Annotated in this window: 6 protein-coding genes; 3 read left to right on the top strand and 3 right to left on the bottom strand. The window is 66.1% G+C overall.

Going from position 1 to position 11324, the window contains the following annotated elements; genetic code table 11:
- Positions 1 to 10: 10 nt before the first annotated feature.
- Together IE275_RS40790 and IE275_RS40785 are read right to left on the bottom strand one after the other, a co-directional pair.
- The gene (locus IE275_RS40790; protein WP_189717754.1) at positions 11 to 418 is read right to left on the bottom strand and encodes a hypothetical protein; all 408 of its coding nucleotides are present in this window, start codon (positions 416 to 418) and stop codon (positions 11 to 13) included.
- 184 nt (positions 419 to 602) lie between these two features.
- Positions 603 to 1829, bottom strand: a complete 1227-nt coding sequence (locus IE275_RS40785; RefSeq protein WP_189717753.1) for an MFS transporter — start codon at positions 1827 to 1829, stop codon at positions 603 to 605.
- Positions 1830 to 2742: 913 nt separating this feature from the next.
- On the opposite strand from IE275_RS40785, the gene IE275_RS40780 reads away from it, so the two are divergent.
- Positions 2743 to 3504 carry a helix-turn-helix domain-containing protein gene (locus IE275_RS40780; RefSeq protein ID WP_189717752.1) on the top strand — a complete coding sequence of 254 codons (762 nt, stop codon included), beginning with the start codon at positions 2743 to 2745 and terminating at the stop codon, positions 3502 to 3504.
- A 98-nt stretch (positions 3505 to 3602) separates the two neighbouring features.
- Here IE275_RS40780 and IE275_RS40775 read toward each other — a convergent pair whose 3' ends face one another.
- Positions 3603 to 4721 (bottom strand): MmyB family transcriptional regulator, encoded by a 1119-nt coding sequence (locus tag IE275_RS40775; protein WP_189717751.1) that lies wholly within the window; start codon positions 4719 to 4721, stop codon positions 3603 to 3605.
- Between the two features lie 1694 nt (positions 4722 to 6415).
- Here IE275_RS40775 and IE275_RS40770 point away from each other — a divergent pair.
- Both IE275_RS40770 and IE275_RS40765 read left to right on the top strand, forming a co-directional pair.
- Complete coding sequence (locus IE275_RS40770) at positions 6416 to 7573, top strand: ParA family protein (protein ID WP_189717750.1); 1158 nt, start codon at positions 6416 to 6418, stop codon at positions 7571 to 7573.
- Positions 7570 to 8865, top strand: a complete 1296-nt coding sequence (locus IE275_RS40765; RefSeq protein ID WP_189717749.1) for a ParB/RepB/Spo0J family partition protein — start codon at positions 7570 to 7572, stop codon at positions 8863 to 8865. The genes IE275_RS40770 and IE275_RS40765 overlap by 4 nt, the downstream gene beginning before the upstream one ends.
- Positions 8866 to 11324: the final 2459 nt, after the last annotated feature.

The following is an 11324-nucleotide window of genomic DNA, read 5'->3' as shown; positions in this document are numbered from 1 at the left end:
GACCTCCTTCTCAGCGTCGCGGCAGCCGCCAGGTGGCGGGGGCCCGCACGGTGTGCTCGCCCAGGATCGTGAAGTCGCTCGAGACCTCGTCGTTGTTCCGGTCGGCCAAAGCCAGGGCTTGAGCGGTACGGACTGCGGTGGTGGCCAGGTGGCTCTCGGGGATGTTGGGCTTGCCGCGGCCGTGATCGGACAGGCAGCGGTCAGCCGGGATGACATCGCACGTCTCGGGATCGTGGACGACAAGTGTTTTGAGCCGGGTCCGGGCCTGGTCCCGGGGTCTTGTCGAGGAGTTCGGCAATGTAGCCATGACGGCCATCGCCTGGCGGGGGGTCCTGGGCGGTGACATGGCGGTCGTGGGCGTCGTTGGGTTGCGCCAGCGGCGCCAGTAGGCCTGGGCTTTGGGTGCAACGTCAATCACGGCTGTGGCTCCTCCCGGCTGCGCAGTGATGTGAGGGTGTCAGGGTTGGCCATCTGGTTCTCGGGTGCTTCCCGTGGGGCGGGAGGAGCGCGGCTTTTTCTCCCGAGTGGGTCGCCGAGCGGGATGGGAGCCAGGCTTCGTGTCTGTGGGGTGGTCACACAGGTTCGGCGGTGCGGACCTGGGTTCAGTCCCGTAGGGAGGTGGGCATGGGAGTTGAGTGCTTTGGCGTTGAAGGGTGCTGGGGCCAGTACCGGGCGAGCTGGCGCCCGCCGAACACAATGGCCACGCCCATGGTCGTGCCGCACATGGCGAGTACACCGGGGAGGGCGGGTAGCGGGACGACAGCTACTACCAGGCCGGCCAGCGGGTAGGGGAGTAGGCCGATGACCAACAACACGCTGACAGTGGCGCCGAGAGCGTGTCCGGGGATGACCAGCGTTCTCATCGTGCGCAGCACGATGTTGGCCGTGCACTCCCCCGCCACGATGGCGGTAGCGGATACGGCGAAGGCAGCGAACGTCCCGGCCGTGCCCGCCGTGGCTGAGGCCGCAGCAAGGACGAAGCCACTGGGGAGGAGCAGGGGTGCCGTCCCCCAGCGGTCGATTCCTCGGCGGGTGACGGAGGTGGCCAGGAGCGTTACCGCAGCAGCCGCAGTCCACATACTGCCCAGGTCGGTCTCGGCCTTCTGGTACTGGTGAAGGGCGATGCCGGGCGCGGCAGCGAGCAGCAGGGCGACCAGGATCTGGACGGCGCCCGTGACGACTGCGATCCAGGCGACGACGGGGGTACGCAGCATGTGCCACCCCGTAGCCATGGACTTCAAGGGGTTCTGTGGTGGCTGTTCCTCGTTGAGCGGGTGCGGCCTGACCGTGAGCGTGGGCGCTCCGCACGCGGTGGCCAAAGAGAGGACGGCGACCGCCAGGAGAGCGGCAGCTGGGTGCTGCGCGATGAGCGCAGCGGCGCAGAGGGGGCCTACGAGCAGGGCGGCCTGGTCAATTTGAATCTGGCGTGCCTGGATGCGGTGGGCGTCGTTGCCGGACTGCACTTGCGTGCCGATGACCTCGCAGGAGAGGAAGGAGAACTCTCCAAGTACTCCCCCGGCAGCCCCGAAGACGATTACGGTCCACCACTGCTGCGGGTGCAGCAGGAGGAGCCCCATGGACGCCAGGGTGAGAAGGGTCCGAAGCAGTGAGGCGGTGAGCAGGATGGTGCGTCCTCCGGCGCGGTCGACCAGAACGCCGGCCATGGGGAGGAACGCGATGCGGGGCAGCCACTCGGCGATGAATGCGATGCCGGAGTGGCTCACGCTGCCGGTGAGGTCGAGAACGATCAGGGGCAGCGCGTATTGGGCGATGGCGGTGCCGAGCGCGTCCGTGGCGCGGAGCAGGTTCGTGCGGTGGAGTTCACGCATGGTGTGATGCGTGCAGCCGGGACGGGCGCACGCTGGCCCCTTTTCTGTGGGCGGGGAGCTTGCAGACGCCGGAAGGGGTGGGAGGGCCCCTGGCGTCAGCCTTTTTCGGCGCTCAAGGGCCTTTCGGGGTGTGTGATGTGCGCGACCGGTTGCTGTGCTGGCCGGAGGCGGCGGCCGGTGGCGGTCGGCGTCTTGGCGACGGCTGCCTTCGTGGGGCGGGTGTCTCCAAACACGGACGTGTAGAACCATCGGCCAGCGCTCATGTGGGTTTGTCTCCTGGGGTCAGCGTCCCGTGGCGGGGCTGGGGAGATTCACCGTCTTCGGCGGGTGAGCCGTGGGGCAACCGATGCGGGGAGATTCATGCTGGCTTCCCGTCTGGCGAGCACCGGGGCTTTCTGTGTCTCGCTGGGCGGGACAGCGTGTCGATGCGAAGGGGCGGTGAGGCCGTCGCGTGTGGCGGGGTTCAGGAGGTGGCTTCGTTGGGTGTGCTGGCTGGCGGAGATCGGTGCTGATGGTCCCAGCGTGGGAGGGGGTTGGGGTGTATCCCGTCCCTCGGGCATGGAGCGTATGTGTCGGTGCGTGTGACGCCCCTTCGCTTCCCATCTGGCGGGAAGCTGGGGCGGGGTTGACCGCCAGGCGGTGATCTTCGCGGTATTTCTTCTGGCAACGTGGGGTGCCGTTCGTTGCTCTGCGTATCCGCGGAGTTGACACCTTCATTCTGTTGACGTGCAGGGATGGGCAGTGGGCTCTATGGCGATGGCGGTTCTGCAGATATTCCGCTACTGAGCGTGTCCGGAAGTTCGATCTCCGGTGCCCTCTTCCTCTAGATCGGCGGTCGAGATGCGACAACGATGGAGGGCATATAGCGAGCCGCTCGCATGTGCTGGTGGCCGTCTTCCCAGGGAGGCTGACAGTGAAGGAAGCGGTCGACCGCTCGACGGGTGCCTCGGCGCATGCAAAGGTGTTCCGGGTCCTGACAGCTCTGGAGGAACTCGGTCCTGGCGCTCACGAGTTGCGCCGGATCACGTCCAAGTCGGGCCTTCCCCGCTCCACTGTCCAGCGCATCCTCGCCTGCGGGGTGGAGGAGGGGCAGATCGAACTGCGTGGTCAGGGGCTGTACAGCGTCACCCCGCATAGTGGGGCGCTTCGGGGTCTACGGCTGCCGCAGGTTGCCTCGCAGGGCGCTGATCCTGACCTGACCCAGCTTCAGCGGCAGACTGCTCAGGTCGTTCTGCTGTTCGTCACTGTTCCCTTGGCACGCCGCCTGTGGGTGGACACTGTGTACGGTCGGCGCTACGACTTCGTGGAGGCGCTCACCTCCGAGGACAGCGCTGCGCTTGAGCTTTCTCACCTGTCGGCAGATGCCGCCGGGCTGGTAATCAGCGCGCACAGCGAGGACGAGACCGTCAGCAGCCGTTTCCGGGAAATTCAGGAGTTGGGGACGTGCTTCACCCGGTCCCCGCTGCCGGGCTGGTCAATGATTGCTGCTCCGGTATACGGGCGGGCGGGCCACGTCGAGGGAGCCCTTGCCCTGCTCGGCCAGCACCCGAGGATGTTCTCGGAGAAAACCCGCTTCTCCTACGAGGTGCTGCGTACGGCAGCCCGGGTCAGCCGGCGCTCGGAGAACGCGCTGCGGCCCGTTCGCTCGTCCTCACAGCTTGCGCCAGTCCCCTGAGCAGAGAAGCGGCCCAGGGGCTGCGGTTTCGGTGGGGCCGACGCCCGCACGGAGTGTCCGCTCGGGTCACCAGGTGTGGTCGGAATGTTGGCGCGACACTACGGGATCGTGGATTGCTGATCAGCCTCACCACCACGAGCGACGACTGACATGGTCACAGCCCGGAAGCCGTGGTCACGCGCGTGGGATGGGATCGCAGTGGTCAACAGAGCGGACGCATAGCCCTCTGATCCCGTGAGGATCTCCCGTACGACGCCGTCCTCGTCGTCTGGATACTCAGTTGGCTGCGCCAGCAAGGTAGGCACCTTGCGAAGGTATGCCTCCTCAAGATCCGGGTGGCGAGCGATCTCCTCACGGATGCGTCGCAACTGCGGATCGGTCTGGGTGTTCTGGAAGGCCAAAGCAAACTGCGAGAGAGTCGGCAGCATCCAGGAGTTTTGCCACTCACCCAGCATGTGCGGGGCGTCCGGGTGGAACAGTATCCATCGCAGGGTATTCACCGTCGGGTGGTTGAGCGGGTGTGGTGAGACGGCTTCAAACAGCCGGATGTATGCGTGGTTGGCGGCCACCACGTTCCACGCACCGTCGGTGAGGCAGGCCGGGTCGCTCTGGCGGTGAATGTGAACGTTAGTCCACGTCTCTGTCAGTCGCAGAAGACGCGCATTGCCCGAGAGGGCGCCAGGCAGGTGTACCAGGTGACCGGTCAGCCGGTAGAGCTGCCGGCGGCCGACCTCGTCGAGGCGCAGAGCCCGGGCCAGATCGTCCAGGCGAGCCCGCGGGATCGCCTGCCGCGCGCTCTCCCAAGCCCTGTACTGGCGGCCGCTCATGCCCAGCTCAAGGGCAAGCCCTTCCTGCCTCATACTCTGCGCATGCCGGGCATTCACCAGGAACGCGGTAAGCCCAGGAGGCAGCGGCAGATCATGCCGTTTGATGTTGTTTAGGCTCCCGCCTCGTAGGCGATGGGACCGGGTTGTCCGCCGAACTGCCGAGCCTGACTCTGGGCAGCGCTGAGAGAGAATTTCGTCCAGCCGCTCAGGACTGGGTTCGAGATGCAGCTCGTGCCTGTCATTCCTCAGTACGAGGGTCGGGAACGGGTGGCTTTCGTCCACGCTGGCCACCAAGCTCCCGGCCGCGCAATCAACTTGCACATGAGCTGCGGACTCGGTTGGCTCGGCCTCCCTGATCTCGTCCAGCGGCGGAACCTCGTCGGCGGACATGAACCGTGACCCCCTCAACGGCCACCCCAGTGATGACCTCCCCGCGCATGTTCACTGATCAACCGGACACTGCAGCAGCGCGAGCCGCGGGTGCCATGAACGACGAGTTAGACGCCTCTCCCGCCGCGCCAAGCATCCGAGACGGTGCTCGTGCGCGGGGTCGCCCGATGACGGCTTCAGCCGCAGGTGGCCGTCATGTTCTGCCAGGCCGCCTGGCGGTGGGGGAAGGACGGGAAGAAGCCCGTTACCGGGCGCCGTCCGGGACGCGGCCGGTCGCTCAGGTGTTCGAGCGTGTGGTGGCGTACTGCCGGGTGACATCCGCCGACCAGAGGGCTGGTCTGGAGCGGCAGGTAGCCGGTGCGAACGGGCTGGGCCTGGCTGTTACGACGACCCGGCAAGCACGTCGGTGATACCCGGCTGTCACTGGCTTGCGGATGAGGGCGTGGGGCGCCCACGTGGCTTCCAAAGGAAAGGGCTCTGTCTTTGTCCGCCGGCCGGGTGGCACCGAGACCTCTGACATGGCACATTCCCGTCGTCGAACCGCATGCGTGATCGGTCGAGCCTTCTCTGGTGAACACAGTGAAGCGGCTGCATCAGGTATTCCCCGAGGCTGCAGTCACCTGGGCTTTGACGCTCCCGACCCGGGCCGGCGGCGAAGACGGGATTTGCTCGTAATGGGGATCTTCAACATGGGTTCCTTGCAGCCGTCGCCGGATACATGGGCAATGGGCTCAATGACCCCCTACGACCTTGTCCTCTCCCCCAGGCCCGACGACCTGGTGATGATCACCCCGCACCCTCCAATGTGCTCCGGTACCTGGTACCTCGGAGCAAGCCAGTGGGCTTGCCAGGTCTGCGCTTGGAGGAAGCAAGCACTGGCGCCTTCCTGCTGTGGCATTTGCTCACCGGTGCGGGATGACAGTCACCGACCGTCCCGCCGTTCCTCCCATGGACGGCGACTTCGATTGGCGCGGCGTATGGACTGTGCGTCAAGAACTGACCGAAGAGAAGCGGGAGACCTTGGCCGACCTGCCGCCCATCACGGACTGCGCGCTGGCTCTTCTGTAGGGGCTGATGGTGCGGATCGGCTGTGTGACCCCGACCGGCGGTGGGCGCTGGGCTACTGTTCCTCGCAGTATGCGTCCAGGATGGCGGCCTTTGGGACGGAGTAGGTCGCGGGCTTACTGGTAGGTCTCGTTCGTGAAGTGCTGGTGGCGCGCGGCGAGTCGGGTGATCCGCTCACTGGGCATGGGAGGTTCTGGTTCTCCGGCTCGATCGCCCCTCCGGTGCAGCAATTGGGCCGTCGTCCGGGTCGGACTGGGTGTGGTTACGGTGTGGAGCTGAGCCCCTTCGCGACCCGTGGATGAACGCCGGTGGGTCGATGGCGTTCAAAGGAGCACGGCCTTGCTGTCCTGTCTCCACGAACCCAGTCGATCCCGAGTTGCTGACCAGAAGCGGCCAACTTCGTTGAGACAGCCGACCCTGAACCGGATCCCCGACGCCGACCCTCCATCCTGCGGCGACTGGATTCGCTGAGACGAACCGCGGTCGACTCGGTTCGTGGCGACAGGACCCCTACCGCTGCTGATTCAGCAGCGGTGTAGCCAAGTCGCAGAGTCGTTGTCCGCGGACAACAAACGACACAACCAGCATCCGCCTGTCCAGGGGATGGTTGAGGTAAGTAAGGTAGCGCCATGACCGCGCCATACGACCCGAGTGATCGGGAAAAGGTAGTAGCCAAATTGCCTTCTGAGCTCCGGAGAGAGCTCAAGGTCCGTGCTGCCGAACTGGATACCGACATCCAGGACGCCGTGACCCTCGGTGTCGAAGCCTGGCGGAAGACCAAGAGTCAGATTGCTGTCGACACAACCGGCGGCTCGTCCTTCGCGACCTATCTCCCGGCAGGGCTGTACGACAAGCTTAAGAAGGACTGCAAAGCACGGGGCATCACCTATAACCAGGGCATCGCGCAGTCGATCCGGCTGTGGCTGGACCGGCATCCTTCCCCTCGGCCGAAGCCGCAGCGGGTTACCGGGGCACGGCGCATCATCTTCGGCAACCAGAAGGGCGGTGTCGGCAAGACGTCAGTGTCCGCCGGCGTCGCCCAGGCCCTCGCGGAGTCGGGGCACCGCACTCTACTGATCGACTTCGACCCTCAGGGTCACCTGACGAAGCAGCTCGGGCATCCCCTCATCGAGATCGACAGCCCCAGCCTCGCCAAGCACATGCTCGGCGAGGTCAAGGCCGGTGGGCTGGCGGACCTTCTGGTCCCGATAAAGGGTGGCGACTTCGAGGACCACCTCTGGCTGCTGCCCGCTTGCAAGGACGCGTTCCTCCTGGATGCCAAGCTGGCCACGAGCCGCGTGGTGAGGATCAAGGAGACCGCGCTGGAAAAGGCTCTGGAGCCGTTGGAGCACGACTTCGACTTCATCGTCGTGGACTGCCCTCCGAGCCTGGGCTACAGCATGGACACCGCCATCTACTACTGCCGCACTCGGGACGGCGAGGACAATGACGCTTCGGGCATCGTCGTCCCGGTGCTGTCCGAGGACTCGTCAGCAGACGCTTACGACATGCTCGAGGATCAGATCCAGGACCTGACCGAGGACCTGGGCGTCGAGATCACTCAACTCGGGTTCGTCGTCAACATGTACGACAGCCGCAAGGGCTACGTGGCGACGTCGTCTCTGGAGGAGTGGCAGAAGATCGGCGAGCCGCCCGTGCTGGCCATCGTGCCGGAGCTCAAGGATCAGCGAGAAGCAGTGCGGGTGAAGACGCCGCTGCTGGCGCACGCCCCATATTGCGAGCAGGCAGAAGCAATGCGGACCATCGCACGGAGGATCAGCGGATGAGCGTCGCCGACCGGTTGGGAACCGGCTCTTCTTTCAGTGAGCGGCGTGGTCGCAGTGCCCGCGGCCGCGCGAAGGCAGTGACGCAGGGAGACGTGCCCGTCTATGAGTTGGTCCGGCTGCGGCTGGAGGAAGTCTCCCCCACTCCCCTCAATCCACGCCGCAACTTCGGTACAGACGAGGACAAGACCCGCTTCGGCGAAGAACTGCGGCACGCGCAGCTGGCTGCGTGTGTCGCCGTCACCCGGGACGCCTACCTTGCGTTGTGGCCTGACCACGAGGACCGGATCGGCAGCGCAGCACACGTTCTGGTCAACGGCGAGCGTCGCTTCCGCAGCGCTGTCCACGTCGGTCTGGAGGCCCTGGACTTCGTCGTCCGCGACGATCTCGCCTCAAGCCGCGAGGCGTTCATCAACCACCTGCTCAAGGAGAACCTTGAACGGGAGGACTTCGACGTGATCGAACGTGCCCGGGGCGTCGAGCAGATGGTCGCCGTGTGCGCGGAGGAGACGGAACGCGGAGCCCGGACCCGGGCAGCTGAGCAACTCGGAAAGGACCGCTCCTGGGTGACCAACCAGCTGGCGTTGCTTGAGCTGCCCGACGAACTGCAGGCCATGCTGAGCGCCGGCACCCTGCCTGAGCGCGATGGGCGGTCACTGGCCCGGTACGCCAAAGACAATCCGGGGCTCGGTCCGACCGAGCTTCTGGACCATCTGAAGGCAGTAAAGGACGCAGCGGCTCTGGCCAAGGCTCAGGAGCGCCGTCAACTCCAGGAACTGAGAGCCGTTGGGAACTCCGGTTTGTTGTCCGCGGACAAGAAACCGGCCGTTCTAGAGCCAGCGACTGAAGATGACGAGCCGAATGAGGTTCCGGCAGTCGAGGACGAGCTCTTGTTGTCCGCGGACAACAAGAGCGGTGCTCCCGTGGAGCCCGTCGAGACCGCAACTGGTTTGTTGTCCGCGGACAACAAACCGGCCTCGGAGTCTGTGCGGGCTGCTGCGAAACCCCCGGCGCAACGCCAGCCAGAGCAGGAAGGCGGCGGCCCTGCTGCTGCCGACAGCGCAGCTGGCTCAAACGAGGCTGCGCCTGGCGCGTCGAGCCAGGGCCAGGGTGAACAGCCGCGCCGCCTGCCCTACCACGACGCCTTCTCCGTCGCGCGACACCTGCACTTGAAGATGGACCCTCCGGTCTTCGCCCAAAGTGCTCGCCTCATGCTGAAGATCCTGCAAGAGGAACATCCTGACGAGTACAGCGCGCTGCTCAGTGAACTGCCCCAGGAAGATCAGCCCGCCTGACTCGTTGAGCAGCCTGGAGAAACAAAAGGGCCCGTACCCCTGCAGAATCCGCAGAGAGTACGGGCCTTCGTCCTGTTCAGTCGTGTGTCTCACACAGGCCCAGTGAGCCCCAGCCGCCCCGTAACGCAACAGATGTCGCGCCCTCGACCACGAGCTCGCCACCCGGCGGCCGTCACGGCCGCCGGGCATCAGCCCGCATCGCCCACCGGATGGATCAATCCTAGGTAGAGGACCCCCCTTTGCAGGGACCTGCCGTCCCGTGGGTGACGCCCTCCGCGCCTCCCGGCCCCCCAGGGGAGGCCACGCGGCTGCCCGCATGCTCCCGTGCGTGGCCGCCTCGACCACATCCCGACAATGCGCCCCCGCACAGCGAGGGTCGCTACAGCAGCGGGTCCAGAGTGACGGCGGCGCCGCATTCCTTTCAGGCGGTCGCACCGGCCGTCGACCGCAGCACCTCCAACACGTCCATCTCCGGGGCGCCGGCCGGGCGTCCCGGCAGTCCCACGCATGCACGACCACACCAGGGCGCCCGTGCCGGGGGCGCGTCCGCTGGACCTTCCACGCCCACCGGTCGGCAAACTGGCCACCCCGCGAAGCGGTCTGATCGTCATCGCGGGGCCGAGGGTGTGTGGGCACCTGACCGTAGTCGGCGCCCGCGACCGGATGGACCTGCTCCCCCGGTGCGAGCCACACCCTGTACTCGCGCGGCTCCGCACTCTCGGCCACCGAGTCGTCCGCCCACGCGGGCAGCCCCACCCAGTACATCCAGCCGGCCGACGGCCACTCACGCCGCTCACGCAGGACGCCGAAGACGTCCTGCCCATCCAGCAAGGACACCCGGACCTGAGGCGGAGGCAGATCTGTGGAGCACATGCCGCCGTAGTAAGGGACGCCGACGAGGACGCTCCGGCGCACTGCGGACGCGAGGCAGACTCCCGCCGGGACCGGGTGGTCGCCCAGGAACCGGTCGGCGTTACTGTGGTGTCCACCGGTCGCTTGTACGACGAGGCGAGGGGGCGACGCCTTGCAGCGGGCTACCATTGCGCTCGACCTGCGTCGCTACTTCTTCTCCCGGAAGTGGCAGATACGTTCACGCTCAGAGCTTCAGGAACGCGTAGAGAGCAACCCACACAGCGAGCCCAACGGTGAGAGCCGGGACAAGGGCCGGATACGCGTAGGCCACAAAGCAGGCAAGAGCGGATCCGATGGCGGCGGTTGCGATGGCTGAGCGGTCGGGGCTCTGCATTGGGACTCCTGATTTTGGGCGCACGGGGCTAAGGCAGCGCAGGGCGGAAGTAGAAAGCCCCGCCACTTGGGCGGGGCTCAGGTGCTCGAGACCACCAGGTCTGAAGGCTCCGTTGAAGGTGCTGAACGGGTGAGTTAGCGGCGCAACCACTTGCTGACAGGCCGCTCTTACAGAATGCACATGTCTCTGTATGAAGCCTGTCAGCGATTTTACGAAAAATTCGAACCTGAACCTTGAATCAGCAGCTCAAGAGTCGAACGTCCGGTGCCCCTTAGCGGGTGCTCTCGAATGGCGGCCCCGCAGGGGGCGCCACCACTGGACGCTGGAGGTACCAGGGTTACTCGAAACCGTGGGAGACGATCGCTCGGCGAACGGATCGAACCCCGCTGGCCGTACCGGGATGCCGACTGGCTGCGAATCACGAGGGACACCAGATGAGGCTGAAAGGCACTACTTGCCGCTGGCCACCATCGTGATCTGCGTGCTGATTGGCATGAACAACCCTCAGCCGGGTCCCTGACCCCGCTCAGTTCCCCGAACCGCTGTCCCGCCCGTCCCAATTCGGAACGTCCGGTCGCGACGGACGCGGATGGGCGCCCGACGTGGGCCGGGTCGAGTGAGCCGCGATGCCGCTGCTCGCGTTCGCCACGGATCCCGACGAGGGCTGTACGCTCACCGGTGCCCGGGACCAGGGGGGGTATTGATGCCTTGCGTGAGCCCGGCGACGGGCCGCGTCACGGTCGCTGAACTCTGGCGGCTGGCCGGGCCGTGGGGGTTCCCGCTTGGCGGCCACGATCTCATCACCCATGCCGCGAATTATCCGGAAGAGCAACGCGCTCGCGGTGATCGCGATCAGGATGATGGACGGGCCGGAGACGAACGCGCCCTCACTGTCATCGGCCCGCCGCCAGTGAGGGCGCTCGCCAGCTGGATGGCGATGCCCACGAGCGGCTTGATCAGGATGATGGCCGACATGATTCCGGTCCATTTACGAACCCGGGACCACAGCCGCTTGTCTCCCTGCCGGCTGAAGGGAGCTGTGCGGCGTTTACCAAGGCGTGTCGAACGGGTGCTGGCCGAAGAAGCCCCTGCAGCGCGCATAGGGCCCGTGCGGGGGCGACCAGGCTTATGCGGTCTGGCCTGGCTGGGCGGCAGTCGGATGGCGTCCCGCTTCGTGGTGTAGCCGATCAACGTTGGGGCGTACGCCCCGGGG

Source organism: Streptomyces phaeofaciens (assembly GCF_014648915.1).
Taxonomy (GTDB): Bacteria; Actinomycetota; Actinomycetes; order Streptomycetales; family Streptomycetaceae; genus Streptomyces; species Streptomyces phaeofaciens.
Note: the sequence above shows the minus strand (reverse complement) of the source record. Positions and strands in the feature narration are given on the sequence as shown.

Coding starts and splice junctions, on each gene's coding strand:
- IE275_RS40765 (WP_189717749.1), top strand. CDS start 7,570: ATGAGCGTCGCCGACCGGTTGGGAACCGGCTCTTCTTTCAGTGAGCGG.
- IE275_RS40785 (WP_189717753.1), bottom strand. CDS start 1,829: ATGCGTGAACTCCACCGCACGAACCTGCTCCGCGCCACGGACGCGCTC.
- IE275_RS40775 (WP_189717751.1), bottom strand. CDS start 4,721: ATGTCCGCCGACGAGGTTCCGCCGCTGGACGAGATCAGGGAGGCCGAG.
- IE275_RS40770 (WP_189717750.1), top strand. CDS start 6,416: ATGACCGCGCCATACGACCCGAGTGATCGGGAAAAGGTAGTAGCCAAA.